Genomic DNA, 25,994 nt, shown 5'->3' with positions numbered 1-25,994 from the left:
GTGCCGGCCCGCCCACCGCGGGATGAGTTCAGGCAGTCGCGACAGATACCTTTAGGACGTGCAGCCAGCAACGGAATCCTCCGAGCGGCCCTCCGGCCGCCTCCACCGGGCACGTGCCCTCTACCGGAACGTGTCGAAGCGCAGGACCGTCTGGCTGCTGCTCAAGGACACGGTCAACTCATGCGTGGAGTACCGCATCCTGGGCCTTGCGGCCGAGGCCGCGTTCTTCTCCCTGCTGTCCGTACCGCCGCTGCTGCTGAGCATGATCGGCCTGCTCGGCTACGTCGACGACTGGACCGGCACCGACAGCATCAGCGGCCTGGAGGCCAACATCCTGGAGGCCTCGCGCACGGTCCTGTCCGACAAGGGCGTCCGCGAGATCGCGCAGCCGATCCTGGACGACGTGATGAAGGGCGGCCGCCCCGACGTCATCTCCATCGGCTTCCTGTTCGCCCTGTGGTCCGGGTCGCGCGCGGTGAACGTCTTCATCGACACCATCACCGTCATGTACGGCCTCGACGGCGTCCGCGGGATCGTCCGGACCCGGCTGGTGGCGTTCCTGCTGTTCGTCGCGGGGCTGCTGATCGGCTCGGTCGCGCTGCCGCTGATGGTGGCGGGGCCGGACGCGGTGGTGCGGATCGTGCCGTGGTCGGCGACGGTGGTCCAGGTCCTGTACTGGCCCGTGGTGATCATCCTGTCCGTCGCGTTCCTGACGACGCTCTACCACGTGTCGGTGCCCGTCCGCTCGCCCTGGATCGAGGACGTTCCCGGCGCCCTGGTCGCCCTCGCCATGTGGGTGCTCGGCAGCTTCCTGCTCCGCATCTACCTGACGAACACCATCGAGGGCGCGACGATCTACGGCTCGCTGGCCGCCGCCGTCGCCGTACTGCTGTGGATCGGCGTGTCCGCGTTCGCCGTGCTCGTCGGGGCCGCGGTCAACGCCGCCATCGACCGGGTCTGGCCGGCCGCCGCCACGGCCGCGGCCCGTGCCGCCAACGAGCGGCTGCGGGAGGCGCAGGTCGCCGAGTACGTGGCCCGCGCCGCCGCGCACCGCGACGCCGACCCCGACGACCCGGACATGCCCTCCGAGTTCCCGGAACGCTGGTCCCGTTTCCTGCCGCCGGAGGACGTGACCTCACGACTGCGGACCCATGTGAAGAGCACCCACCCCCCTCATCCGCACAAGCCGGACGGGGCGTAGCCCCACAAGCCGGAGGGTTCGTATCCGCACAGGCCGCAGGCCTCATGGAGACCGCCGGCCCGGTCACGCCTTCCAAGTGCCCGCGGCCGCCTCCTCCCCCGCGAAGTCCGCGAAGCGGCACGGTTCGGGGCCCCAGACCTGCCGCACCCCGTCAGATGGGCGTTCCGGCCGTCCAGCAGCTGCTGGAACGCCTCGACCAGGGGTTCCACCTCCTCGGCCGGCACCCCGAAGCCGATCAGGTTCTCGACGTACCGGCGCGCCGACACGGCCCGATACGTCAGCTCGCGCCCCGCCGCCCCGCCGCCCCGCCGCCCCGCCGCCACGGCGACCTCCGCGACTGCCTCCCCGAACGTCAGCAGCCGCGGCGTGGGAGCGCCCGCTCACCCCGCTCCTCATGGAGGAGGCCGTGCGCGACGGACCCGGGCAGGCGGTCGTTCCGGACCGTCTGCTCGACCCGCTGGTCATCGCCGCGCCCAGGGCTGGTTCTCCCGCCCCGAAGCGGCCCCGGCCTGGTACCGGGCGATGGCGGACCACGTGGCGGGCCGCGTCCTGCGTCTGCTCGGGACGACCCGGCCCATCCCCGGACGGTCGCCACGCTCGCGGCCGAGGCCGGCGTGTCCCGCGGGGCCCTCGCCCGCCGCTTCACCGGCCTGGTCGGCGAGCCCCCGACGACGTACCTCACCGGCTGGCGCCCGGCCCTCGCCGCAGACCGCCTCCGCGACACCGGCGACACCCTCGGCGCCATCGCCCACCAGGTCGGCCACGGCCCCCTTTCGCCCTGTCCAACGCCTTCAAAGGGGTGTACGGCGTGAGTCCGCGGGACCACATCGCAGCGGACTCAGCCGACGAGGGTGGGCGTGTAGGCGGCGGTGGGGCACGCGGTTTCCCCGGCCGCCGCCGGCGTAGCCTGGCCGTGTGTACGCGGAGCGGGCGTCCGGGCTGAGCGGCGCCGTGGTGTGGAGTCGGACCCTCGACGACGACCCCGTCGTCCGGCCCGTCCTGCCGGACGGCTGCATGGACCTGCTCTGGACCGAGGGCCGGCTGCTCGTCGCAGGTCCGGACACACACGCGCACGTTCCCGAGGGCGGGCCCAGGCGCTGGGCCGGCGTCCGCTTCCAACCCGGTACCGCGCCCGCGCTCCTCGGCGTTTCGGCGCGCGAACTGCGCGATCGGCGCGTTGAGTTGGCCGAGCTGTGGCCCGCGGTGGAGGTACGGCGCCTGCAAGGCCGTATCAACGCGGCCGCGGACCCCGCGGCGGCCCTCGAAGAGGTCGCGCTGGCACGCGCGGCCGCAGTGGACCCGCCCGACCCCCTGCTGACGCGGCTCGTGGCGGCGCTCGACGCGGGCCGACCGGTCGCCGCGACCGCCGACGAACTGGGCCTCGGCGCACGTCAGTTGCACCGCCGCTCCCTCGCCGCCTTCGGCTACGGCCCCAAGACGCTGGCCCGCGTCCTCAGGCTCCAGCGAGCCCTCGCCCTGGCCCGTTCGGGCATCCCCTTCGCGGAGACGGCTTCCCGTTCCGGATTCGCCGACCAGGCCCATCTCGCGCGGGACGTGAAGGAGTTGGCGGGCATGCCGCTGGCGCGCCTACTGAGCCTCGGCTAGCCGCGCGAACAGGTCCACCCCGTTGCCGTCCGGATCGTGCAGCACCGCGTACCGCTGCCCCCAGAACGCGTCCCACGGCTTGAGCTCCCCGTGGCACCCGGCCGCCACCAACTCCTCGTACACGGTGTCGACTTCGGCCGGGCTCTCGCACAACAGGGCCAGCGAGGCCCGGCTTCCGCCGGACGGCGGCCGCCACCCGCCATGGAACGAGCGGACGGTCTCCTCCGTGTCGAGCAGCAGCCGGATCCCGCCCGCGAGTTCGGCCTCGACGTGCGGCTGCGCCTCCGCACCCTCGGGAAACACGAACCCGAGCCGGCGGTAGAAGGAGACGGAGGCGGCCATGTCGGAGACGACAAGACCGATGGCATCGAATCGTGGAGTCATGGGGCCACGGTAGGCACCACTCGGCCGAGTGGTCTTGAAGGAATCGGACACGCCCCGCCGCTCACCCGAAGGTCACCGGCCCGAGCGGTGTGTCCACCGTGAACGACAGACCCACCGGGCCGGCGCTGAGGGTGAGGTCGGTGCCGACCGCGGAGAGCAGGGGACGGATCTCGTCCGGTTCGGGGGCCGTCGCGGACAGGGACACCAGGTCAGTGGTGGGCAGGCCGGACGCGGACGGGTGGAGGGAGGAGCCCCAGTCGATGAGGAACGGCACCAGGCCGGAGGGGTGTGCGGTGTCACCGTCGGTCAGGCGCCACTTCAGCAGGATGCCGTCCGGTCTGCGGCGGCTCATCGGGTGCACGGGGCCGGGGTCGTAGCCCCGGGCGCGGGCGGCGGTGACCGCCGCGTCCAGGTCGGGCGGGCTGATCGCCCAGGTCACCGTACGCGGGACGGTCAGGCCGTCGACGCCGAAGGGCCGCGCCTGCCCGGGCGCGGACTGCTCCGGGTCCGGGCCGATGATCTCCAGGTAGCTGCTCCCGCCCAGGGACACCAGGTAGTTGCGGGTGCCCAGACCGACATGGGTGCCGCCGGGGGCGGGCGCCACACCGGTGCGGCGCGTGAAGTCGGCGACCGTTGCCGCGAGATCCGGGGTGGCGAGGACGAGGTGGTCCAGGTGTGCGGGAATGGCGTTCATCGGGGTCGAGGCTACGCAGACCGGGCCCCGCGACGGAACAGCTGTGCGGCAGGAGGGCCGCATACCTGTCAGGAGTGCCGTCGGCTTTCTCTGACGGCGGACGACGACTGCTGCAGGGATTCGAAGAACACGACCTGGTTCTTGCCTGCGGTCTTGGCCCTGTAGAGGGCGGCGTCGGCGTCCCGCAGCCCTTCCGCGGGCGGGGTCGGCTCGGTGACGCTCCGTGCTCCGATACTAGTGGTGACGTGTACCGAATGATCGCGGGCGAGGGTGAACGGGTCTTTGAAGGAGTCCAGGATTCGCGTGGCGTAGACGTGCAGGGTGCTCAGGTCCACGCCCTCCACCAGGAGCGCGAACTCGTCCCCGCCGAGCCTGGCCACCATGTCCTGGTCGCGGACCCTGCTCGTCAGCCGCTGTGCGACGTCGACCAGCAGGTCGTCGCCCGCCGGATGCCCCAGTGTGTCGTTGACCTCCTTGAAGCCGTCGAGATCGAGCAGCAGGAGTCCGGCGGCGGACGTGGCGGAGCACCGGCCGAAAGCGGACTCCAGGCGCTCGTTCAGCAGTGCCCGATTGGCCACACCCGTCAACGGGTCGTGGGTCGCCTGATAGCTCAGCTGCTTCTGGAGTTCTTCCTGCTCGCGCAGCGATGCCGCGAGGGCCTGGGCCTGCGTCCGCGCCTCGGTGGCCCTGCCCTGGGCGTACCGGGCCAGAAACGCGGTGCGCAGCACCAGCAGCAGCGACAGGCTCGCCATCATGCCTACGATCACCGTGACGTTCACGGGCTGGTCCCGGATGCCGTCGACATCGGCCAGCACGATCAACGGGCCCATCAGGATCAGCGCGATCAGGATCGACAGCCGCCGCCGGGACAGCCTCTCCTGGTCTCTCGCCAACCGGGTCGGCTGGGCCACGGACGAGTGCAGCGCCGCCGCCCCCAGCAGGAGGGAGGAGACCATCCACCCGACTTCGGACACGTCCTCCGGGACCGAGACCCCGGTGGCCAGCGTTCCGTAGTAGAGGCCGTCGGCAGCGAGCAGGACGAGCAGCCATCCGAGGCACAGCAGGAACGACGGCGTGTGCGTGCCGGTGGTGAGCATCAGCCGCGCGGCCATGGCAAGCAGCACCATGTCGGTGACGGGATAGGCGATGGTCACCGCGAGCGGCCAGGCGGACAACTGGCTGCGCAGGTAGGGGGCGATGATGAACGCCCACGACAGGGTGCCGAACCCCAGCGTGACGATTCCCGCGTCCAGCAGCCCGGCCCAGTGCAGGCGGCCGGCCTGCCGTCTGGCCAGGGTCACCAGACCGGCGGTGAACAGCACGTAGGTGCCCAGGTAGAGCATGTCGGCCACCCCCGGGAACGGAACCTCGACACCGCGGGCCTGGTAGAGACCCCAGATCAGGTCCGCCGCCGCGAACGGTGCCATGGCCGCCGCGAACAGGCACCACGGAAGGACCGACGGCGGCCTGTTCCTCCTCACTCCTACCAGGATCGCGAAGACGACCGAGCCGGATATCACCACGGGCAGCATGTAACGCTCCGCGGAGGAGGTGAGCAGGTAGAAGACGATCACCGCGGTCCCTGCCGCCACATACGCCCAGGCCGCCGCTTCGCGACGGGAGGCCGACCGGACATGAACCGTGCCCACGGGCCCTCCTTCCCTGCTCCGACCGGGTACGCGGTGATGCCTCATCCGGGAGGGTGGGAGCGGAGCGCCTCAAGAATGCGGCAGGTGCGGTCGAGTTCGTCCTGCAGGCGGGGAGCCGTCTCGGCCAGCTGGGTGGGTTCTCCGCCCCTGGCGTGCTGTTCGAGTTCCCGGCAGCAGGCTGCGAGGCTGTGCGCTCCGATGTTCCCGGCAGCGCCGCTGAGGCTGTGTGCCTTCTCCGCGATCTCCGAGGAGTCGTGGCGGTCCAGGGCATGGAAGAGGGCGTTGGTCAGCTCGGGGGCTCGGGTGATGAAGTGGTCCACCAGCCGGTCCACCAGTTCGTGCTCGGCCGGCGTGCCCGTGCCCCGCAGTTCGTCCAGCCGCTCCTCGATGGAGGCGCGCAGGTCGTCCTCGTCCGGGGGCTGGCCTTCCGGATGTGCCCAGCGTGCGAGGGCGTGCTCCAGCGCGTCGGCCGAGACGGGTTTGGAGATGTAGTCGTCCATGCCCGCGGCCAGACAGCGGTCCCGGTCCTCGGCGAGGGCGTCGGCGGTCATGGCGATCACAGGCAGGTGCCGGCCGGTCTCCCGTTCCCGGCGGCGCAGCTCCCGGGTGGCGCTGTAACCGTCCATCTGGGGCATGTGGCAGTCCATCAGCACGGCCTGATACGTGTTTTCCCCGGCGAGTCGCAGTGCCTCTACGCCGTCGGCGGCGACGTCCGCGCTGTAGCCCAGGCGGGTGAGGATGCCCTGCGCCACCATCTGGTTGATGTCGTTGTCCTCCACCAGCAGCAGATGCCCGCGGTGGGCCGGCGGGGGTGCCGCGGGGGCCGGCGCGGGAGCGGCCGCCGAGGGCTTCTGGGTGACGAGTTCGACCAGGGCGTCCATGAGCTGGGACTGCTGAACGGGCTTGGCCAGACTGCGGGCGATACCGGCCGCGGTGAGTTCGGCGGCGGGCAGCTGCGGGCCGGAGGTCAGCATCAGCAGCGGTACCCGCCCGAGTTTCTGGTCGGTGGTGATGCGCCGGGCGAGTTCGAGTCCGTCCATGTCCGGCATCTGCATGTCGAGCAGAGCCAGGTCGTAGAGGCGGCCTGCGGCTGCCGCCTCGTGCAGGGCCACCAGGGCCTGGGCGCCGCCGGAGACCGTGGTGGGGTGCATGTGCCACCTGCGCAGCTGGGTGTCGAGGATCAGCCGGTTGGTGTCGTTGTCGTCGACTACCAGCGCCCGCAGCCCGCGCAGCACGACGGGCTGGGGAGTCTCCGGGCGTTGCGGGGGGGCGTCGGGTGTGCGCACCGGCACGGTGAACCAGAAGGTGCTGCCCTCGCCGAGCCGGCTGTTGACCCCGATGGAGCCGCCCATGGCCTCGGTGAGCCTGCGGCAGATGGCCAGTCCGAGGCCGGTGCCCCCGTAGCGGCGGGTGGTGGAGGCATCCGCCTGGGAGAAGGCGTCGAACATCCGCTTCTGGTCGGCCTCGGCGATGCCGATGCCGGAGTCCGTCACCTCGAAGTGCAGCCACGGCGCGCTGTGCTCGGAGGGCTGGGCGGAAGCGGGGCGGGCGCGCAGGACGACCTCGCCGGACTCGGTGAACTTCACCGCGTTGGACGCCAGGTTCAGCAGGATCTGCCGCAGCCGGCCCGCGTCCCCGAGCACCATCGCCGGCAACTGGGGATGGCAGTCGCTGATCAGCTCCAGGCCCCGCGCCTGGGCGGTCTGCGCCACCAGCGAGATGACCTCCTCCACCATCAGCTGGGGACCGAAGGCGACCTCGTCCAGTTCGAGCTTGCCCGCTTCCAGCTTGGAGAAGTCCAGGATGTCGTTGATCAGCGACAGCAGTGCCGTGCCGGCGGACTCGATTCCTTCGGCGTAGCGGCGCTGCTCGGCGTTCAGTTGGGTCCCCAGCAGCAGGTTGCTCAGCCCGATGACGCCGTTCATGGGGGTCCGGATCTCGTGGCTCATCGAGGCTACGAACTGAGACTTCGCCTGGGATGCGGCGATCGCCTGGTCGCGGGCCTCGGCAAGGGCGACTTCGGCATGCTTACGCTCCGTGATGTCGCGGATGAACGCGTTGAAGCAGCGGGCCTTCGCCGACTTCAGCCGCCACACCGCGAGTTCGACCGGGATTTCATGACCGTCGCGGTGCATGGCGCTGAGCTCCACCCGGCGGCCCAGCACATGGGCCTCGCCGCCGGCCAGCACCCGCGCCAGACCCGCCCTGTGCGCGGCGTGGTACCGCTCGGGGATGAGCGTCTCCGTCAGCGGCCGGCCCATCACCTCACGATGGCTGAAGCCGAACAGCCGCTCGGCGCTCTGGTTCCAGTCGATGACCAGACCGTCCTCGTCGATGGACACGAAGGCGTCCCGGGCCGTGTCGATGACCGAGCGTGCCTGCTCCTGCAACAGCCGCAGCGCTTCCTCCCTGCGCCGCTGGCCCTCCGCCTCGCGCAGAAACCCGCGCACCTCGAGCGCCGCGCCCGCGGGGTCGCGCACCACCCAGGACGTCGTCTCGGTCCACATCCAGTGCCCGTCGGCATGCCGCATCCGCAGACATACCACCACCCGGCCGTCGCGGCGCAGATCCCGCTCCGCCCACTCGAAGTCCTCCGCGTCGCCCGGGTGCACCCAGGACTCGGCCGACGTCCCCACGATCTGCTCGACCGGCCTGCCGAGCAGCAGCGCACCCGCTGCGGAGACCTCCTGGTAGACGCCGTCGACCGACCGACGGAAGACCATGTCCGGCGAGTTCTTCGCCAGCAGCCGAAACCGCTCCTCGTCGTCGGCCGCGTACTGCTGCTGCCGGTCTGCGGGCTCCATGGATCCGCCTCCACATGATCATGCCCGGCCACAGGACGGGCCGGGACTTCCGACAGACGGCCGCGACCGCTCGGGCGCGGCGTCGCTGAACGGCGGACGTCCACCCACGGGCCAATGGGGTGGCGACGGAGATCGAGCGATCCTCTCCAGGTCTCAGCGGACCTTCCAGCGAAGAATGAACCACTGAAGTCCAGCGAAGAATGAACCACTGAAGATCGCAAATCGAGCCGCCCGCGGAACAGGGCCGTCCGTGTGACCCCCGAACCACCGGGGCCGCCGCGGCCGTCGAAATCCGCCTGGCGGTTACGCCGCTGTCGTCTGCCTCTCCACCAGGGGCGAGGTACTGACAACCACCAGACGCGCACGGCTTTCCGGATACGTCCACCGGGCCCTCGTCGAGGACCACAGCCACCCGGCCACCCAACACCTGCCCGTGGTCGGCAAGTTCACGAGGAGCGGTACGGCTTCCGCACCAACCCCCCGGCGCGGTACGGCTGCTCGTCCTGTCTCCGCCGACGGGTCGTCACCACCACGGGCGACGGTGGGTCCGGAGGGCGGCGGTGACCACGGCTCCACCAGCGGCGGCCCAGACCAGCTCGGCTGCGGCACGCCGATGTACGCCAAACAGCCGCAAAGCCGCGTTTGTGCACCGGAATACCGGGCCGTGATGTGGTGCTCTGTTGTTCACGGTGCACGAGCGCGGCGAGGAAGCTGGTGGTCGCATGACGGCAGTCCAGGCAGATCCCGTGGTGAGAACGCCGTACGGGGCCGTCCGCGGCCGGTACGAGCGGGGCGTCGCGGTCTTCCGGGGGATCCCCTACGCGGCGCCCCCCTTCGGTCCCCGCCGGTTCCGGCCGCCCGTGCCGCCCGAGCCCTGGGACGGCGTGCGCGACGCTGGCGCCTTCGGGCCGACGCCCCCGAAACCGCCGTACTCGGAGGCCTTCGCGCAGTACCTGTCCGACCCGGTCGTGCCGGGCGACGACTGCCTCAATCTCAATGTGTGGACTCCGGAGCCGGGCCCCGGTGCCCGGCTCCCTGTCCTGGTGTGGGTGCACGGCGGCGCCCTGACCAGGGGATCTTCCGCCGTCCCCGTGTACGACGGGCGCCCCTTCGCACGCGACGGCGTGGTCTTCGTCTCGCTCAACTACCGGCTGGGCGTCGAGGGCTACGGACTGTTCCCGGACGCCCCCGCCAACGCCGGCCTGCGTGACCAGATCGCCGCGCTGGCGTGGGTGCACCAGTCGATCGGGGCCTTCGGCGGCGACCCCGCGCGGGTGACGCTCTTCGGGCAGTCCGCCGGGGCGATCAGCATCGGGGCGCTGCTCGCCGCCCCGCAGGCCCAGGGTCTGGTGCGGCGCGCGATCCTGCAGAGCGGGACGCCCGAGGTCTCCGAACGGGACAAGGTTCGGCGCATGGTGCGCCGTATCGCGACCCGGCTGAAGATCCCCGCCACCGCCGCGGCCTTCGCCGAAGTCGACCGCGAGCTGCTGCTGCGCACCCAGGCCGAGGTGGGACGGCTCAGCAGCCCTGTCCTCGGCGGGCCCGCGTTCGGGATCGTCGTCGACGGGGACGTCGTCCCGCGCGACCCCCTGGAGGCCCTGGTGGACGAGGACGCCGCTGCCGGGATCGACCTCCTCCTGGGCTGGACCCGGGACGAGTACCGGCTGTGGCTGGTACCGGGCGGGCTCCTGGAACGCGTCGACCGGCTCGGGGCCGTCGCCCTGGCCGGCGCCATGGCCCGCTGCCACTGCGGGCACGAGGTGCCCCGCGGATACCGTGCCCTGCACCCGGAGGCCGGCACCGCCGAGATCGTCGGCCAGATGGTCACCGACCACCTGCTCCGCCTCCCGCTGCACCGGCTCGCCGACGCCCGCCCCGGCACCTCGTACGTCTACGAGTTCGCCTGGCCCTCCAGCCTCCCCGGCCTCGGCGCCTGCCACGCCCTCGAACTCGGCTTCGTGTTCGACACCGGTGACGTGCCCGAATCGGCGAGACTCGCCGGCGAGGGCGCCCCGCAGGAGCTGGCGGAGGCGATGCACGGGGCATGGGTGCGGTTCGCCGCCGACGGTGACCCCGGCTGGCAGCGCTGGGACGCCTCGCATCCCGTGAGGACCTTCGGCGACGGTGAGCCGTATACCGCATACGGTCCGCGAGATCCGGAGCTGGCGGTGTGGACCGTGGACAAGGCCGTCCGAGAGGCCGCCGGCACGTCGGCACCCTCGGACCTGCCGGACCTGCCGGACCCGTCGGACCTGCCGGACCCGTCGGACCTGCCGGAGACGCCGGACACGGGGGAAACGCCGGGACTGGTGAACGGTACGGGCGCGGCCTCGCGGACCGCGGAACTGCGGGCGGTCGTACGGCGGCTGCGGCGGCCCGGGGTGCGCCGCGGCCAGGGCCTGCCCTGACCGGTCGCGGGGGAAGCCGGCGGGGCGGGTACGAGGGAAACGGGCGGGAACGCGGGTGCGGTCACACCGCCGTCAGCGTCGCCGCGATCGATGTGATCGCCTCCGGCCCCACCCGGCAGCACCCCCCGATCAGCCGCGCCCCGGACTCCCGCCAGGCGCGCACCTGCTCCGGGGCGAAGGTGGGGCGGCCGGCCCAGACCCGCGCCCCCGCGTCCCAGGCCTCGCCGCTGTTCGGGTACGCGACGACCGGCTTGCCGGTGACGCGGGCGGCGGTCCCGATCGCCCCGTCCACGTCCTCGGGAGCGCAGCAGTTCACGCCCACCGCGATCACCTCGTCCGCCTCAGCGGCCAGGGCGAAGGCCTCCTCCAGGGGCTGCCCGGCGCGCGTGCGGTCACCGGCGACGGTGTACGACAGCCAGGCCGGCACGCCCAGCCCGCGCACCACCCGCAGCAGGGCCTCGGCCTCATCGGCGTCCGGGACCGTCTCCAGGGCCAGGACGTCGGGGGCGGCCGCGGCCAGCACCTCCAGGCGCGGCCGGTGGAAGCGTTCGAGCTCGGCCACGCTCAGGCCGTACCGGCCCCGGTACTCGGAGCCGTCCGCCCGCATCGCCCCGTACGGGCCGACCGAGGCCGCCGTCCACAAGGGCCGTGTGACGCCATTCGCCCCTGCCTGCCGGGCCGCCTCGCGGGCCAGTTCCACGCTCAGGGAGAGGAGTTCGGCGGCCCGCTCCCTGCTGATCCCGCGCTTCGCGAAGCCCTCGAAGGTGGCCTGGTAGCTGGAGGTGATCGCCACGTCCGCGCCCGCCTCGAAGTAGGCGAGGTGCGCGTCGGTGATCGCCTCGGGCCGTTCGGCGAGCAACCGGGCCGACCACAGCTCGTCGCTCAGGTCGTGCCCGGCGGCCTCGAGCTGGTTGGACATCCCGCCGTCGAGGACGACGGACCCGGCGGCGAGGGCATCGGCGAGGCTGATGGCGCGGGTCATGTCATCGACGGTAGTCGAGCGGGTTGGCCCTCGCCTTCCTCGCGGAGCGGGCGGCCGAGGCGCGGATGCCGGCCCCCTCGCTGGGCTTCCCCGAGGGGCCGAGCGGGCGTCGACGCCCGGTTTCCGACGGCTCGGCTGCGGAGTCCGTCCACCGCCTGCTCACCGACCCGCCGCACCCCCACCCGACCGCACGGCACTTCGGCAGCCACCGGTTCATGACGTACGAGACTTCGGCAGCCAACCGGTTCATGACGTACGAGAGGTCGGACCGGGAAATCGATCAATGAGAGGAATCCTCACGAAATCGCCTCACGAAATCGGCTGTCAACCGGACCGGGCACTTGGGCAACTCTTGTTCGAAGGCCCCGATGAAAAGCCGCCAGTGGCCTGCGGACGACGCCTCGCGTGAGGCGCGGACGCCGTTGAGCCGCGTTCACCCCCTGTGAGCACGTAATGTCCATCCTCACCTCCGCCCCGTCCCGTACCGTGCCTGCGACCGACACATGGGTTCTCCCCGCGACGCTTGCATCGCCCGGGGAGGCGCGGCGGCAGGTCACGAACCGGCTGCGGCACTGGTGTCACTCCCAACTGGCCGACGAAGCCGTGCTGGTCATCTCCGAACTGGTCACCAACGCGGTCTGCCACGGCGCGGGACCCGTCTGGCACACGCTGAAGGTCATCCGCGACGAAGCCGCTGCGTGTGTCGTCCGTATCGAGGTGGGGGATCACGGGCCGGGCTGGGACGGCAGCCGGACACCTCAGGGCACGGCGAGCGACGAATGCGGCGGACGGGGTCTCCACCTGGTCGAGGCTCTCACGTCCCGATGGGGCACCCACCGCCTCCCTCACGGCCAGCTGGTATGGGCCGAACTCAGCCTGCCACCGCACGACTGCCTGTAGTGCTCGATCCCTTCACAGCCGTGCACAGGACGGGATCGTGAGGCCCTGCATCCGAGGCCACCGCCACCACACAGCTGGCGCATCAAACCGTGCGCCCCTCCCGGCTCGGCGTCAGGCTGGTGCCATGGCCAGCGCGAAGCCCATCGCGATCTACCCGCCCGGCGAGGACGGAGGCCGGCGCGTCCGCGTCGACGGCCGATTCGTGGGGATGGCTTACGGGCTGCTGGACATCGTCGAGTTCCTGCGCCTCGCGGGCCTGGAGGAAGTCGACGACGACTGGGTGCGGCAGTCCGAGCTGATCGAGTGGCGTGGGGGCGGCCCGGACGTGTGGGAGCAGTGAACGCGACGCGGTGAAGCCCCGCCGCGGGAGGTCGGTTCCGACAGCGCAGGCGCGGTGCTGGCAGGCGCGTTCCCGGAGACAGGGCAGCGCATCCCGAAGTGCAGTAACGAGGTACGTAGTTTCACCGACAGCGCGCAGTTCATGCGTTCGGTACCGTCCTGACGCGTAGTGGCGCCTGTATGTACGGGGGAGTTCGTGCCGAGCCGTCTGGCTGTTCTGCTGTTTCTTGTCGTTGTCGGCGAGTTGCTCATCCTGCCCGTCTGGATGCACGACCTGATGGCGGCCCAGACGCCTCCCCGGCAGCTCGGCCTCGGCGAGATGACACTGCTGACTCTCGGCTCGTCGCTGTGCGCTCTGCTGGTCGCCTGGTCGGCGGGCCGCCGCAGACCCGGCCGGTCGTGGGCGACCGTCCTGCGCGCGGTGGTGCTCCTCGCGTTCTGTCTCGCGGTGGCTCTGTGGCTGCGGCAGAAGACGGGCACGGAGAACTGGAGCCTCGGGGCGGGCATCGAGAGCCTGGCTGCGGGAGTGACCGCGATGGCCTTCCGACGGGCGGTGCGCAGGTGGGAGCACGGCCGACCACTGCCGGGCGAGGTCTGGCTCGCCATGGTGCCCTTCCGTGAGCGGGAGGAGGAGGCCAAGCACTACTGCGTGGTGGTCGGCCGTGGCCTGACGCACGCTCAGGTTCTGCAGATCACGTCGAAGAACAAGGACGACCGCCACGACCATGTCCGAATCCCCGGGACCGGCTGGGACTTCACCGGCAAGCAAGCCTGGATGGAGATCGGTCTGCCGCCGCGCAGAGTGCCGTACCGCAGGTTCCTCAAGGACACGCGCCAGGGGCCGTGCCCGATAACGACATGGCGGCAGATCCGCGCGACGCGACAGACCTACGGCTTGGCCACGGCTCGCGACGGGCTTCGGTGGATCGGGGGCCGGATCGCCCGGCAGAAGGAGGGGCGCATCTCTGCGACGGCCCCTCGGCCTGACCGGCCAGTGCCTCCCCGGTGAACGTGCCTGGTCACGGGATGTGTAGGGTTCAGCGCATGACACAAGCGGTGAAACTCGTCATCTTGATCACCACTCAGCCGGGCCGCGGCCGGGACCAGATCGCTGCTTTCGAGCGTCTCGCGCCGATCGTGCGCGCCGAGGCGGGTTGCCTGCAGTACGACCTGCACCAGGTCAGTGGCGAGCCTGACCGCTTCGTTCTCATCGAGCGGTGGTCGTCGAAGGAGGCGCTTGCCGCACATGATGCGACCCCGCACATGATCGAAGCCGACGCAGCCAGCCCGGCGTTCCGCGCGGGGCCCGCGGAAGTCATCCAGCTCGTCGCTGAACCCCTGGCCTGAACGCATTCTGTACCTCGCCCCGAGCCGTCCCGCCCTCGCTGGACTCCTGCCGACCGCCGGGCGAGCACACAGCAACCCCGTGAACCTTCCCAAACCACCCGCGGGGCGGCCTGGTCAGCAATCAGATACGAGCTCGTCTGCCATACGCAGCGCCCACGGCGGGCGCCAGGGCCGGGGGCACGAGCTGATCGGTCGCGGAGGCCGTCGGGACGGTGCGAGGCGGGATTTCGGGGCCCGCTATCTTGAACCGGACATCCGACATCATGTGGGGCTGGTGTGCAGACGACAGCTGAACGGGCCGAGGGAGCGGAGGCCGTCAGCGATGTCGCCGCAGCCGATGACGCTCCCGCACGCGGCTGGCCCCGCGCGTGGCCGCTGCTGCTGCTGGCCGCGGCCGCCCTCCCCGGTACGGCGCTGTTCGCCTTCGGCCGGTGGGGGGACGAACCGGCCGTGCACGCCTGGCGGACCGTCTGTCTCGCCATCACCATGCAGGCGATGCCCTTCCTGCTGCTCGGCACCGCCCTGTCCGGCGCGATCAACGCGTTCGTGCCTGCCAGCGTGTTCAGCCGGGTCCTGCCCCGGCGGCCCGCCCTCGCCGTCCCGGTCGCCACGGCCGCCGGAGTCGTCCTGCCCGGCTGCGAATGCGCGTCGGTGCCGGTCGCGAACAGCCTGATCGGCCGGGGCGTCACGCCTGCCGCCGCCTTCGCGTTCCTGCTGTCCGCCCCCGCCGTCAACCCGGTCGTGCTGACCGCGACCGCGATCGCCTTCCCGGGCAGCCCCGCCATGGTGCTGGCCCGGCTGCTCGCCTCGCTCGTCACCGCCGCCGCGATGGGCTGGCTGTGGCTCCTCCTGGGGCGCGAACAGTGGCTCAGACCGGCCGTACGGCACACCGGCCACCGCCCGGGGCACAGCCGCTGGACGGAGTTCCGGCAGGGCTTCCAGCACGACTTCCTGCACGCGGGCGGCTTCCTGGTCGTCGGGGCGATGGCGGCGGCCACCTTCAACGTGACCGTCCCGCGCTCCGTGCTCGACACGTTCTCCGGCTCGCCCTGGCTGTCCGTGCTGTTCCTGGCCGCGCTCGCCATCCTGCTCGCGGTGTGCTCCGAGGCCGACGCCTTCGTCGCCGCCTCGCTCACCGGCTTCTCGCCGCTGGCCCGCCTGACGTTCATGGTGGTCGGCCCGATGGTCGACCTGAAGCTGATCGCCTTGCAGGCGGGCACGTTCGGCAGGGCCTTCGCGGCCCGCTTCTCCGCCGCCACGGCGGTCGTCGCCATCCTGTGCAGCACGCTGATCGGAGGGGTGCTGCTGTGAAACGGCCGCTCCAGGTGACCCTGCTCGTCCTCAGCGGCCTGGGGCTGCTGCACGCCTCGCTCTTCACGGACCTGTACCTCAGATACGTCAAGGAGGGCATGCGGCCGCTGCTGATCGGGTCGGGGGTGCTGCTGCTGGTGCTGGGGGTGGCGGAGGCGTGGTCGCGGCGCGCACCGGAAACGGAGCCGGAAACGGAGCCGGAAACGGAGCCGGAAACGGAGCCGGAAACGGAGCCGGAAACGGAGCCGGAAACGGAGCCGGAAACGGAGCCGGAACGGGATGGGCACGACGGGCTCGGGCATGAGGGACACGGGCACGGGCACGACGGGCACGGGCATGAGGGACACGGGCACGACCACTCCGGTGTGCCCAAGGTCGCCTGGCTGCTGTTCCTGCCAGCGCTGAGCCTGCTGTTCTACGCCCCGCCCGCCCTCGGGGCGTACACCGCGTCCCGCGAACCGGCCAAGGCCGTCACGGAGCAGGGGCAGGAGGACTTCGACCCGCTGCCCGCGACCTCGCCGCTGCCGATCACCCTCACCGACTTCACCCGCCGGGTACAGCAGGACCGTGCACGGGCCGTCGAAGGCCGTACGGTCCTGATGACCGGGTTCGTCACGCCGGTCAAGGGGGGCGACGGCTGGGATCTGACCCGGATCATGCTCTCGTGCTGTGCGGCGGACGCCCAGTCCGTGAAGGTGCGGATCCACGGGGGCACGGCGCCGCCCGCCGACACCTGGGTGACCGTCACGGGCACCTGGCACGCGGGCGGCACGCTGGGCACGAAGTCCGCGCCGGCCGCGCTGGACGCCCGTACCGTCAGGAAGGTCGCCCGTCCGGCCAACGGATACACCGACGCCCTTCCGCTCGTCCCGTCCTGACGGCAGCCGGGAGCGTGCCACAGAGGGGGAGGCGGGCGATCACACAGTTCGGCCGGCGCCGAAGCGATCCGCCCCTAGCGTGCCGGTATGACCGAAAGCCCGCAGGAGACACCGCAGACCCCCGCCCACGCCGTCACCGCGATGGTCGGCCATGTCCTGGCCCGCGCCGCCACCTGGACCGCCTGGGACGGCGAGCCCGCCCACGTCGACGACCGCGTCTACACCCCGCACAAGGCGATCCGCCGGGTCACCGACCATCTGATCGACCACCTGGCCGAGATGGAGGCCCGGCTGGCGGGCGAGGACCCGCAGCCTGACCACTGGCACGCCTCGGCGACCACGACCGAGGCGGACCTGGCCCCCTTCACCCAGGAGGACCTGGACGAGGCCCGCAGCCGTCTCACCCGCCTCGCCCGGATCTGGGCCGACCGCCTGGACGCACTGACCGACGAACAGCTCGACGCCTCCCCCGGCGAGGGCTGGAGCTTCCGCGAACTCGCCCTCCACCTCAAGGGATCGGCGTACTACGCCGACGCCCTGGGCGACCTCTCATGACCCCCTTCGCCGCCCTCCACCGCACCGACCGGCCGCTGCTCCTGCCCAACGCCTGGGACCACGCCTCCGCGACCCTCGCCGGCCAGGGCCTCCCCGCGATCGTGATCGGGGCGGCCGGCATCAACCCCACCAGGGGTGCGACGCGCGTGCGCAGGTGGTGAATCCGATGTAGCTGCAACCGGTGCCGCCGCGAGATCGCTCTAGATGGGCATGCACTTGATCATGCGGGGAGCGGGCGTCTTCATCCGGCAGCTGGCGCGGTTCGCGTGGCTACAGGCACGCAGCTGCGCGTTCGCGGTCGCGCTGCTCGGCGGCATGGCGGCCTCGAAACTGCTTCCGCCGCTGCCGGTGGCGCGCTACGACCTGCTGCTGGCATACGGTGTCCTGCTCACCGGCGTGGGCTACCTGGTGGGGTGGGAGAGCAGACGGGAGGTAGCGGTCGTAGCCGTCTGCCACATCCTGGGGCTCGCCTTCGAACTGGTGAAGGTGCAGGTGGGTTCGTGGAGCTATCCCGAGCCGGGGCTCGCCAAGATCGCCGGTGTGCCGCTGTACGGCGGCTTCATGTACGCGGCTGTCGGCAGCTACGTGTGCCGGGCCTGGCGGTTGCTCGACCTCACGCTCACCGGCTACCGGGCGCGCGGTACCGCCGTGCTGGCCGTCGGCCTGTACGTGAACTTCCTCAGCCACCACTGGCTGCCGGACCTGCGCTGGCTGCTGGGCGGCCTGCTGCTGGTGGTGACCACGGGGTCGTGGGTGCACTTCGTGATCGGCGAACGGCGGTACCGGATGCCGGTGGCGGTGTCCTTCGCCCTGATCGGGTTCTTCCTGTGGCTGGCCGAGAACATCGCCACGTATCTCGGGGCCTGGAGCTACCCGTACCAACTCAACGGCTGGGAACCGGTGTCGGTGTCCAAATGGGTTTCCTGGGCGCTGCTGATCAGCATCACCTTCGTCATCTGCGGAAGGCTGAGCGGCGGGCCCCCGGCCGGGACCCGGCGGTACTCCGCGTCAGCCGTGACTGCGAGCCGCGAACTCGACGAACTCCGTCCACGTGGTGGGAGAGAGCGCGAGCTGAGGACCGGCCGTGTTCTTTGAGTCGCGGACGTGGATGGTGGCGGGGCAGGCGGCCACCTCGACGCAGTCGGCGGAACTTCCGCTGCTGTACGTCGACTTGCAGGCTGACCGACCGCCGCGCCGGCCGAAGAGGGTCTGGGCGGAGATCCCCCTGCGGGTTCGGCTCAGCTGACCGGCGCGCGCCCGCGACGTCACTCACCTTCATGGTGGGGGTGTCTCCGGTCCTGGAAGCCGGGGAGGAAGATGAGCGTTGCTCAGGTTTGGTTCCAGCCAGTGTGAAGGAAACGGCGGTTGGGGCGAGGTGATGCCGGGGACGAGGCCCTCACCCCCCGCCGGGCCTTGTGGCAAGAACGGAACCCTCGGGTCTTCCGGGCCGCGTCCGGGCAGCGAAACGGGCGCGTTTCGAGCGGACCCGGGCAAGATTCTTGCTCTTGTCCTGAGTGGAAAACGCCTCCGTCTGCGGAAACGCATTTGTCGATACGGGCGTATTCGGTCACGGAATGCATGGACTTTCCCCTGGTCATGCACTGAGCGCGCCTGTAGAAATTCCGCATGAATCCGGACGGGCCGGGCTCTGCCCATGCCGCAAACGCGCCAGACAGGAAACGGTCGGACCGAGTGGCGGGTCAGAGCCGCGGAATAGAGGTGTCGTCGTCGATGCCGGGGAATGCCGACGTGCCTTCCTGGAAACGGCGCGTCGTGTCGGCACCGTGACCAAGACCGCCACCGACTTGAGCGCTTCCAAGGAAACCGTGCGGCTTGGCCGGTCCGACCCCGTCATCGACCTGGCACAGGTCGGCGCGAACGGCATCTCCCGACAGTGGGGGCTCACCACCGCGGACCCCGAAGCCCATCGCCACGCCCTCCTCGGGCCGCAGGTCATCCGGGTTTGACCTGCATGTTGCTACACGGAACCACAAACACCACTGGAGTCAGCCGTGCCCATCCGAAGCATCGCCCATGCAAGAAGAAGCACTCGCGTTGTGCTCACCGCTGTGGCCGCCGGCTCCATGCTGGTCGCGTGCAGCGGCGTCGGCGGGTGGGGCTCCGGCGGCGGCAGCGAGAGCATCAACGTGATCATGGCAGGCAATCCGCAGATGCAGGACATCGTGAAGCTGACGAAGGACAGCTTCACCAAGGAGACCGGAATCAAGGTGAACTTCACGATCCTTCCCGAGAACGAACTGCGCGACAAGGTCACCCGGGACATCGCCAGCCAGGCCGGGCAGTACGACGTGGCCACGATCGGCGCCTACGAAGTGCCCATCTGGTACAAGAACGGCTGGCTGCACGAGATGAGCTCGTACGCCGAGAACGACTCCGGCTTCGACAAGAGCGATTTGCTGGAGCCGATCGTGGAGTCGCTGTCGGGCCTGGACGGCAAGCTGTACGCGCTGCCGTTCTACGGCGAGTCGTCCTTCCTGATGTACAACACGGAGGTCATGGCGGAGGAGGGCATCGACGTGCCCCGGCGGCCGACCTGGCACCAGGTCGCCGACATCGCCGCCAAGGTCGACGGAGCGCGTCCCGGCATGAAGGGCATCTGTCTGCGCGGCCTGCCCGGCTGGGGCGAGCTCGGTGCGCCGCTGACGACCGTGATCAACACCTTCGGAGGCACCTGGTTCACCAGGGACTGGAAGGCACAGGTCAACAGCAAGGAGTTCAAGGAAGCGACCAACTTCTACGTCGACCTGGTCAGGAAGCACGGTGAGGTGGGTGCGCCGAAGACCGGGTTCACCGAGTGCCTGCACGCGATGAGCCAGGGCAAGGTCGCGATGTGGTACGACGCGACCAGCGCGGCCGGCCCGTTGGAGGACCCGAAGGTCAGCAAGGTCGCGGGGAACGTCGGTTACGCGTACGCGCCGGCGGAGAAGACGAACAGCTCCGGCTGGCTGTGGGCCTGGGCGTGGGCGATGCCGAAGACCACCAAGAAGGCCAACGCCGCCTCGAAGTTCATGCTCTGGGCCTCCGGCAAGGACTACGAGAAGCTCGTCGGCGAGAAGCTGGGGTGGTCACGCGTTCCCGTCGGAAAGAGGGCCAGTACCTATGAGAACTTCGAGTACCGGAGGGCGGCCGCGGCATTCGGCGACATCACCCTGAAGTCCATCAAGCAGACCCACCCGGCCTCCCCCGGTCTGCAGCCGCGGCCCACGGTGGGCATCCAGTTCGTGGCCGTCCCCGAGTTCCAGGAACTCGGCACCAAGGTGACGCAGGAGATATCTGCGGCCATCGCCGGCAGGACCACCGTGGACGAGGCTCTCGAAAACGGCCAGAAACTCGCGGAGGAAGTCGCCAAGAACTACCGGTGATCTCCCCTGGCCCGGTCGCCCCCGAGGGCCGGCCGGGCACCGCGGTCCGGATGCGGCACGGGGCCATGGGCCGCGAGGGACGTTTGTCACTCCGCGAGGACGGACCGCACGAAGGCGTTGGCGAACGTGCCCTTGGGGTCGAACTCCCGCGCAAGCGACCTGAAGTCGCCCAGCCGCGGGTACCGCCGGCGCAGCACCGCCGCAGGCACGGTGAACACCTTCCCCCAGTGCGGCCGCGTGTCAAAGGCGTCGAGTGCCTCCTCCACCCGGCGCACCACCGGCAGAACCGCCGCGGTGTCCTCGATCCAGGTGAAGTGCACCGCCACCGTGTCCCGCCCGTAGGCGGGGCTGAGCCACTGTGTGTCGGCGGCGACCGTACGCACTTCGCAGGTCTGCAGTACGGGGGCGACCGTATCCCGGATCCTGTCGATCGCATACAGCATGTCGACGGCATTCCGGCGCGGCAGCAGATACTCCGACTGGAGCTCCGCGCCGCTGCTGGGAGTGAACTCGGCCCGGAAGTGAGGCAGCCGTTCGTGCCAGGGCCCGGGCACACCGCACTGCGCGGTGCAGTTGACGGCGGGCATGCCCGGCACCGGGTGCAATGCCTCCGCGGCGGGCTCGGCCCACGGAAAGGCGGCGAGCGGCTGGTCGGTGCGCCGTTTGAGCCACACCTGCCGGAAGCCGGGCTCCCTCCAGTCGGTGAACAGGCTCACGCTGTACGCCGCGGCCGCGACCGTCTCGAAGTCCAGCCCAGTGAGCGGGAGTTCGGTGAAGACGTGCTGCTCGACCTCGTAGGACGGCTCCAGGCCGAGAGTGAGCGCGGTGACGACGCCGAGGGCGCCGAGGGAGGTGACGGCACCGCCGAACCGCTCGTCGTCCCGCCCGACCGTGACCGTCGAGCCGTCCGCCGTGACGATCTCGACCTCATGCACGGCCGACGCCAGCGAACCGTTGGCGACGCCCGACCCGTGCGTGCCGGTGGCGACCGACCCGGCCACCGAGATGTGCGGCAGGGACGCCATGTTGGGCAGCGCCAGCCCGTGCCCGTGCACACGGCGTGCCAGTTCGGCGTACCGGACGCCGCCGCCGACCCGTACCGTACGGGCCGCCGTGTCGACCTCCATCTGCGCCGGCAGCGCGTCCAGCGCGAGCAGCACGCCGTCGGGACCGGGCTCGGCGATCTCGTTGAAGGAGTGCCCGCTGCCCAGCACCCGGACCGATGGGCTCACGGCCACGAGAGCCCTGAGCGCGTCGAGCGAGCACGGCCGGCGCAGTTCCCGGGCGGTGTAGGTGATGTTGCCCGCCCAGTTGGTCAGGGTCTCGGTCATGCCGTGATCCTGTCAGTCCGACCTCAGCTTCTCCAGGGTCGCCTTCGTGTCGGTCTTGAGCCACTTCTCGACGTCGCTCAGGTCGGGCTTCTCGTCGTCCTCGTCGTAGGACGACGTGTAGATGCTCCAGGACATCTCGTACGTCATCCAGCCGTCGCGCACGGCGAGGGTGGCGTACTGGGAGTCACTGGGTTCCGAGGTGACGAGGTAGGCCTCGTCACCGAAGCCGGAGAGCGTCTCGACGTCGTAGTCCTCGTAGCGCTGGTCGTACTCGGACCACAGCGCGGTGAACTCGGGAGCCGGATCGGTCTTCTTGTGGAGGTCGACCTGAACCGACAGGTACGCGGAGGAGTACGACGTGGTGGACCTCTCCAGCGAGAGGCTGCAGTAGCTCTGGTCGAGGGCCCCGTGTGCCAGGGAGTGGTGGAGGGGGTTGTCGTCCCGCTGGTATTCGCTCTCGACCGACGAGTAGTCGACCGAGGAGCAGAGATTCACCTTGGCCTCGTATCCGCGCAGGTCCGGCTGGGGGCTGTCGTCCCGGCCCAGGAGGAGGACGCCCCCGGCCCACAGCGCGGAGGCGGTCACCGCACCCACCACGGCCCACAGGACGGCACGTCCTGCGCCTCCCGCTCGGCCGGACCGCGGCGGAGGGGGGAAGACGCCCGTCGGCTGGGCCGGTGGCGGCCACTGCGCCGCCACCGGAGCCACAGGAGGCCCGTAGACGCCCAACGGCTGAGGGACGGAGTGGGGGGCGGCACCCGGCTGGGCCTGCGGCTGGGGCTGCGATCCGGCCTGTGCCGGGGCACCGTCGGGGCGTTCGTCCATCGTGTTCTCCTTCTCCGTGGCCGGCGAAACGCGGCCCCGGCTGATCACCCTTGCAAAATCCCCTCGCACAGTCATCAGCAGAATTACGCAGCACGCCTACGTAACCGATCACCATGTCCTGGGCGTCGACACGCGGCGAGAGGGGACCCGGGACGGCCGGCGTACGGGCGGGGGCATACCGTGAGGAGTCGTACGCCTGACCCGGGAGGAGATACGGATGGGCAGCCGCACCGCGCTGGTCGAGGATCTGATGGAGCGGTTCCCGCACGTACCGCGGGAAGCCGTCTTCAAGGAGGACCTGCTCCGTGGCGGGGTTGCCTTCGACCCGTCCGCCCTGAGCGACAACGAGCAGGGCGAGGTGAAGCCGAAGTCGTACTTCATCTTCTCCTTCGACCACGGCACCCTGCCCGAGCTCGGTGAGGCGGCGCTCCGCCGCCCGCCGGAGGAGATCATCCTCACCGGCGGCCCGTACGACCTGCGGCGGACGGTCGTCTCCGTCCGTGTGAACCCGTCGTCGCCGTACCGCGTCGCCGCCGACGAGAACGGCATGCTCGGGCTCTACCTCGACGGGAAGCGGATCTCCGACGTCGGCGTGCCCCCCATGCCCGAGTACTACCGGCACACCCTCGCCAACGGGAAGTCGGTCATGGAGGTCGCCCCCACCATCCAGTGGGGCTACCTGATCTACCTCACCGTCTTCCGGGTGTGCCAGTACTTCGGCGCCAAGGAGGAGTGCCAGTACTGCGACATCAACCACAACTGGCGCCAGCACAAGGCGGCCGGGCGGCCCTACACGGGCGTGAAGGACGTCGAGGAGGTCCTCGAGGCCCTGGAGATCATCGACCGGTACGACACGGCGAAGGCGTCCACCGCCTACACGCTGACCGGCGGCGCGATCACCAAGACGGTCGCGGGGCGTGACGAGGCCGACTTCTACGGCCACTACGCCAAGGCCATCGAGGAGCGCTTCCCGGGCCGCTGGATCGGAAAGGTCGTCGCGCAGGCCCTGCCCAAGGACGACGTGCGGCGCTTCAAGGACTACGGCGTGCAGATCTACCACCCCAACTACGAGGTGTGGGACCGCCGCCTGTTCGAGCTGTACTGCCCCGGCAAGGAGCGCTACGTCGGTCGCGACGAGTGGCACAAGCGCATCCTCGACTCGGCCGATGTCTTCGGTGCCCGCAACGTCATCCCCAACTTCGTGGCAGGCGTGGAGATGGCCGAGCCCTTCGGCTTCACCACGGTCGACGAGGCGATCGCGTCGACGACCGAGGGCCTGCGCTTCTTCATGTCGCACGGCATCACGCCCCGCTTCACCACCTGGTGCCCCGAACCCACTACCCCGCTCGGCAAGGCCAACCCCCAGGGCGCGCCGCTGGAGTACCACATCCGGCTCCTGGAGGCCTACCGCGCCGCCATGGACGATTTCGGCCTGTCCTCGCCCCCCGGCTACGGCCCCCCCGGCCCCGGCCGCGCCGTCTTCTCCGTCAGTTCCTTCATGGACAGCCTCCCGGCACAGGAGGCGGCCGGGGTGTGACGGCAGGCGTGTTGCCGGGCGGCCGCCGATCCGAGTGGACCGGCGTCGGTACATTCTGACGTTCTTTCCGTGTAACTCTCTTGGCAACGGAGGGTGGACGGGACAGGCGGCAACGGAGGGTGGACGGGACAGGCGGCAACGGAGGGTGGACGGGACAGGCGGCGCGGGGCGGCCTGGCCGGCCTGGCCGAACAGAGCCTTTGAACACGCCGCTTGTCAGTTGTGCGGTGGGCGTGAAAGGCTCGTGCTCTGCCGCGAGGTTCCCCCCAACTCCTCTGCCAGTATGGCGAGTCGCCTTCGCTTGTGGATGCAGGAGCTCATGCCCGACCTGCCGACCCCCCAGGACGCCGCCGAGGCCGCTCTGTTCTCGGAGTGCTGGGACGCCGTGCTCTCCTACGCCGATCTGTGCACGGCCGGTTCCGAGGCCGCCACACAGCTGGCCACCGAGGCGTTCTCCCTCGGTATGCGCGAGGCCCGCGCCGAGGCCGTCCCGTCGCGGGGTGCCGGCCGCCGCCCGGCCCGCCTGCCCATGATCCCCCTGCTGCTGACCGCCGTCCGCAACACGGCGGCGGACTGGGAGGACCACGGTCAAGGGCACCGGCTCGACCCCGAACTGCGGTTGTGGCTCCACTCCGACAAGGCCGCCCGCTACACCAAACCGCCCCTGCAGCGCCCGCTCGCCCTGCGCGGCCTGCGCGATCTGCAGGAACCGGACGCGGCGCTGCTGTGGCTGGTCGAGGTCGAGGCGCTGCCGCTGCCCGTGGTCGCCCGCCGGCTCGGCCACGACCCCGCCGCCGTGGCCGACGAACTCACGCAGGTGCGCGGCCTGTTCCGGGACCGCTGCCACCGCAACCATCTCGACACGCCGATGGCCGCGCAGTGCCGCGGCTACGCCCGGCTGCTCGACGCCGTCACCCGGTCGCCCGCCGCCGACACCCCGCAGGACCTCTCCCGCCACCTGGCCCGCTGCGTGGACTGCGCGGAGGCGGCCGCCTGCCTGCGGCTGCAGGGAGGCGGACTGCCCGGGGCCCTCGCCGGCGGTGTGGTCGGCTGGGGCGGCCTCGCCTATCTGGAGCGCCGCCGCCGGGCGGCCGAGGTGCGCCTCGGCGCCGGCCGCCCCGAACCGGCCGACGCCTCCGGCGGGGAGCCGAACCCGGGCGCGTACAAGGCGCGCGTCCTGCGCAACGGCCTCCTCGTCGCGGCCGTCCTCGTCTCCCTGCTGGCGCTCGCCGTCTCGCTGATGCCCTTCGGTGAAGCGGGCGACAGCACCGGCTCCGCGGCCCCCGGCGACTCGGCCGACCGGCAGCCGGTGGCCGACCCGGGCGCGCCCGTACCGTCCGCCGATCCGCTGCCGTCCGACTCGCCGAAGTCGTCGCCCGGCCGCCGGCCGACCGCCTCCTCGACGTCCGAGTCGAGTGCTTCTTCGACGTCCGACGGGGAGAACTCCGACCCGGAACCCCATGGCACCTCCCCGGGCAAGGCCGGAGGCGGCGGACCCGAGCCCGGCGAGAGCGAGCAGGCGGTCTGCAAGGTCCGGTACGAGCTCGTCAACCAGTGGCCCGACGGCTTCCAGGCCACCGTCACCGTCACCACCGAACGGGCCCTCGAGAACTGGCGCGTCGCCTGGACCTTCCGGGACGACCAGAAGGTCAACCAGATGTGGGACGCGCGCTTCACCCAGAACGACTCCCGCGTCACCGCCACCGCGGCCGACTACGACAAGGCCGTCCCCGCGAACGGCTCCGTCGCCTTCGGCTTCGTGGCGTCATGGCGGGGCAGGAACTCGCCGCCGTACGACTTCACGCTGAACGGGAGCGGTTGCTCGAACTGAGAACGCGTCGCCCGGCTGCCTCACCGCGGCC

The 25,994-nt window shown here is 70.9% G+C and carries 25 protein-coding genes and 2 pseudogenes; 18 read left to right on the top strand and 9 right to left on the bottom strand.

The annotated features are described in order from the left end of the window. Positions 1 to 58 precede the first annotated feature (58 nt). Positions 59 to 1,201, top strand: coding sequence for a YihY/virulence factor BrkB family protein (locus ACZ562_RS03510; RefSeq protein WP_471173725.1), 1,143 nt, complete (start codon positions 59 to 61; stop codon positions 1,199 to 1,201). 63 nt (positions 1,202 to 1,264) lie between these two features. On the opposite strand, the pseudogene ACZ562_RS03505 reads toward ACZ562_RS03510, so the two are convergent. Then, positions 1,265 to 1,566: pseudogene (locus ACZ562_RS03505) on the bottom strand (NmrA family transcriptional regulator); the annotation flags it as partial. Here ACZ562_RS03505 and ACZ562_RS03500 point away from each other — a divergent pair. Both ACZ562_RS03500 and ACZ562_RS03495 read left to right on the top strand, forming a co-directional pair. Further along, positions 1,539 to 2,027, top strand: a pseudogene (locus tag ACZ562_RS03500) (helix-turn-helix transcriptional regulator); the annotation flags it as partial. The pseudogenes ACZ562_RS03505 and ACZ562_RS03500 sit on opposite strands and share 28 nt — an antisense overlap. 89 nt (positions 2,028 to 2,116) lie before the next feature. After that, on the top strand, positions 2,117 to 2,806 hold the full coding sequence (locus ACZ562_RS03495) for a helix-turn-helix domain-containing protein (RefSeq protein ID WP_471173723.1): 690 nt from the start codon (positions 2,117 to 2,119) through the stop codon (positions 2,804 to 2,806). Here the strand turns inward: ACZ562_RS03495 and ACZ562_RS03490 are convergent. The 4 genes from ACZ562_RS03490 to ACZ562_RS03475 form a co-directional block, all read right to left on the bottom strand. Beyond that, positions 2,789 to 3,190 (bottom strand): VOC family protein, encoded by a 402-nt coding sequence (locus ACZ562_RS03490; protein WP_471173722.1) that lies wholly within the window; start codon positions 3,188 to 3,190, stop codon positions 2,789 to 2,791. The two genes, ACZ562_RS03495 and ACZ562_RS03490, sit on opposite strands and share 18 nt — an antisense overlap. 61 nt (positions 3,191 to 3,251) lie before the next feature. Then, positions 3,252 to 3,884 (bottom strand): VOC family protein, encoded by a 633-nt coding sequence (locus ACZ562_RS03485; protein ID WP_471173721.1) that lies wholly within the window; start codon positions 3,882 to 3,884, stop codon positions 3,252 to 3,254. 68 nt (positions 3,885 to 3,952) lie between these two features. Beyond that, positions 3,953 to 5,533, bottom strand: a complete 1,581-nt coding sequence (locus ACZ562_RS03480) for a diguanylate cyclase domain-containing protein (protein ID WP_471173719.1) — start codon at positions 5,531 to 5,533, stop codon at positions 3,953 to 3,955. 41 nt (positions 5,534 to 5,574) lie between these two features. Beyond that, the gene (locus ACZ562_RS03475) at positions 5,575 to 8,337 is read right to left on the bottom strand and encodes a hybrid sensor histidine kinase/response regulator (RefSeq protein WP_471173718.1); all 2,763 of its coding nucleotides are present in this window, start codon (positions 8,335 to 8,337) and stop codon (positions 5,575 to 5,577) included. A 722-nt stretch (positions 8,338 to 9,059) separates the two neighbouring features. On the opposite strand from ACZ562_RS03475, the gene ACZ562_RS03470 reads away from it, so the two are divergent. Further along, positions 9,060 to 10,745 carry a carboxylesterase/lipase family protein gene (locus tag ACZ562_RS03470; protein ID WP_471173716.1) on the top strand — a complete coding sequence of 562 codons (1,686 nt, stop codon included), beginning with the start codon at positions 9,060 to 9,062 and terminating at the stop codon, positions 10,743 to 10,745. A 61-nt stretch (positions 10,746 to 10,806) separates the two neighbouring features. Here ACZ562_RS03470 and mmuM read toward each other — a convergent pair whose 3' ends face one another. Beyond that, a complete protein-coding gene (gene mmuM, locus ACZ562_RS03465; RefSeq protein ID WP_471173715.1) occupies positions 10,807 to 11,727 on the bottom strand; it encodes a homocysteine S-methyltransferase in 921 nt (306 codons plus the stop codon). Positions 11,728 to 11,750: 23 nt separating this feature from the next. Here mmuM and ACZ562_RS03460 point away from each other — a divergent pair, with 23 nt between their 5' ends. The 10 genes from ACZ562_RS03460 to ACZ562_RS03415 all read left to right on the top strand — a co-directional run bounded on the left by ACZ562_RS03460 (position 11,751) and on the right by ACZ562_RS03415 (position 18,152). Continuing rightward, the gene (locus ACZ562_RS03460; protein ID WP_471173714.1) at positions 11,751 to 12,014 is read left to right on the top strand and encodes a hypothetical protein; all 264 of its coding nucleotides are present in this window, start codon (positions 11,751 to 11,753) and stop codon (positions 12,012 to 12,014) included. Between the two features lie 166 nt (positions 12,015 to 12,180). Continuing rightward, positions 12,181 to 12,627, top strand: a complete 447-nt coding sequence (locus tag ACZ562_RS03455) for an ATP-binding protein (protein ID WP_471173712.1) — start codon at positions 12,181 to 12,183, stop codon at positions 12,625 to 12,627. Positions 12,628 to 12,751: 124 nt separating this feature from the next. After that, entirely contained in the window at positions 12,752 to 12,967 is a 216-nt protein-coding gene (locus ACZ562_RS03450; protein ID WP_471173710.1) for a hypothetical protein, read from the top strand. A gap of 195 nt (positions 12,968 to 13,162) precedes the next feature. Next, complete coding sequence (locus ACZ562_RS03445) at positions 13,163 to 13,975, top strand: hypothetical protein (protein WP_471173707.1); 813 nt, start codon at positions 13,163 to 13,165, stop codon at positions 13,973 to 13,975. A 35-nt stretch (positions 13,976 to 14,010) separates the two neighbouring features. Then, positions 14,011 to 14,313, top strand: coding sequence for a putative quinol monooxygenase (locus tag ACZ562_RS03440; RefSeq protein ID WP_471173705.1), 303 nt, complete (start codon positions 14,011 to 14,013; stop codon positions 14,311 to 14,313). 276 nt (positions 14,314 to 14,589) lie between these two features. Then, positions 14,590 to 15,624 carry a permease gene (locus ACZ562_RS03435; RefSeq protein ID WP_471173703.1) on the top strand — a complete coding sequence of 345 codons (1,035 nt, stop codon included), beginning with the start codon at positions 14,590 to 14,592 and terminating at the stop codon, positions 15,622 to 15,624. Next, positions 15,621 to 16,502, top strand: coding sequence for a TIGR03943 family putative permease subunit (locus tag ACZ562_RS03430; protein WP_471173699.1), 882 nt, complete (start codon positions 15,621 to 15,623; stop codon positions 16,500 to 16,502). Before ACZ562_RS03435 ends, ACZ562_RS03430 begins: the two co-directional genes overlap by 4 nt. 87 nt (positions 16,503 to 16,589) lie before the next feature. Then, on the top strand, positions 16,590 to 17,057 hold the full coding sequence (locus ACZ562_RS03425) for a hypothetical protein (protein ID WP_471173696.1): 468 nt from the start codon (positions 16,590 to 16,592) through the stop codon (positions 17,055 to 17,057). Then, a complete protein-coding gene (locus ACZ562_RS03420) occupies positions 17,054 to 17,218 on the top strand; it encodes a hypothetical protein (RefSeq protein WP_471173694.1) in 165 nt (54 codons plus the stop codon). Before ACZ562_RS03425 ends, ACZ562_RS03420 begins: the two co-directional genes overlap by 4 nt. A 43-nt stretch (positions 17,219 to 17,261) precedes the next feature. After that, positions 17,262 to 18,152, top strand: a complete 891-nt coding sequence (locus ACZ562_RS03415) for a DUF817 domain-containing protein (RefSeq protein ID WP_471173692.1) — start codon at positions 17,262 to 17,264, stop codon at positions 18,150 to 18,152. Here ACZ562_RS03415 and ACZ562_RS03410 read toward each other — a convergent pair. Next, positions 18,066 to 18,278 (bottom strand): DUF397 domain-containing protein, encoded by a 213-nt coding sequence (locus ACZ562_RS03410; RefSeq protein ID WP_471173994.1) that lies wholly within the window; start codon positions 18,276 to 18,278, stop codon positions 18,066 to 18,068. The genes ACZ562_RS03415 and ACZ562_RS03410 overlap by 87 nt on opposite strands. A gap of 563 nt (positions 18,279 to 18,841) precedes the next feature. On the opposite strand from ACZ562_RS03410, the gene ACZ562_RS03405 reads away from it, so the two are divergent. Then, positions 18,842 to 19,024, top strand: coding sequence for a hypothetical protein (locus tag ACZ562_RS03405; RefSeq protein ID WP_471174005.1), 183 nt, complete (start codon positions 18,842 to 18,844; stop codon positions 19,022 to 19,024). Between the two features lie 117 nt (positions 19,025 to 19,141). Continuing rightward, entirely contained in the window at positions 19,142 to 20,440 is a 1,299-nt protein-coding gene (locus ACZ562_RS03400; RefSeq protein ID WP_471173991.1) for an ABC transporter substrate-binding protein, read from the top strand. Between the two features lie 86 nt (positions 20,441 to 20,526). Here the strand turns inward: ACZ562_RS03400 and ACZ562_RS03395 are convergent, their stop codons facing one another. Further along, positions 20,527 to 21,771: a D-arabinono-1,4-lactone oxidase gene (locus ACZ562_RS03395; protein WP_471173687.1), complete on the bottom strand. Its 1,245-nt coding sequence runs from the start codon at positions 21,769 to 21,771 to the stop codon at positions 20,527 to 20,529. A gap of 12 nt (positions 21,772 to 21,783) precedes the next feature. Further along, positions 21,784 to 22,596, bottom strand: coding sequence for a hypothetical protein (locus tag ACZ562_RS03390; protein WP_471173685.1), 813 nt, complete (start codon positions 22,594 to 22,596; stop codon positions 21,784 to 21,786). Positions 22,597 to 22,813: 217 nt separating this feature from the next. Between ACZ562_RS03390 and ACZ562_RS03385 the strand changes: the two genes are divergently transcribed. Next, a complete protein-coding gene (locus ACZ562_RS03385; protein WP_471173684.1) occupies positions 22,814 to 24,133 on the top strand; it encodes a radical SAM protein in 1,320 nt (439 codons plus the stop codon). Between the two features lie 318 nt (positions 24,134 to 24,451). Next, the gene (locus ACZ562_RS03380) at positions 24,452 to 25,963 is read left to right on the top strand and encodes a cellulose binding domain-containing protein (RefSeq protein ID WP_471173682.1); all 1,512 of its coding nucleotides are present in this window, start codon (positions 24,452 to 24,454) and stop codon (positions 25,961 to 25,963) included. Positions 25,964 to 25,994 lie beyond the last annotated feature (31 nt).

Source organism: Streptomyces sp. NPDC040410 (assembly GCF_055595715.1).
This window is presented reverse-complemented; position numbering and strand designations above follow the sequence as displayed.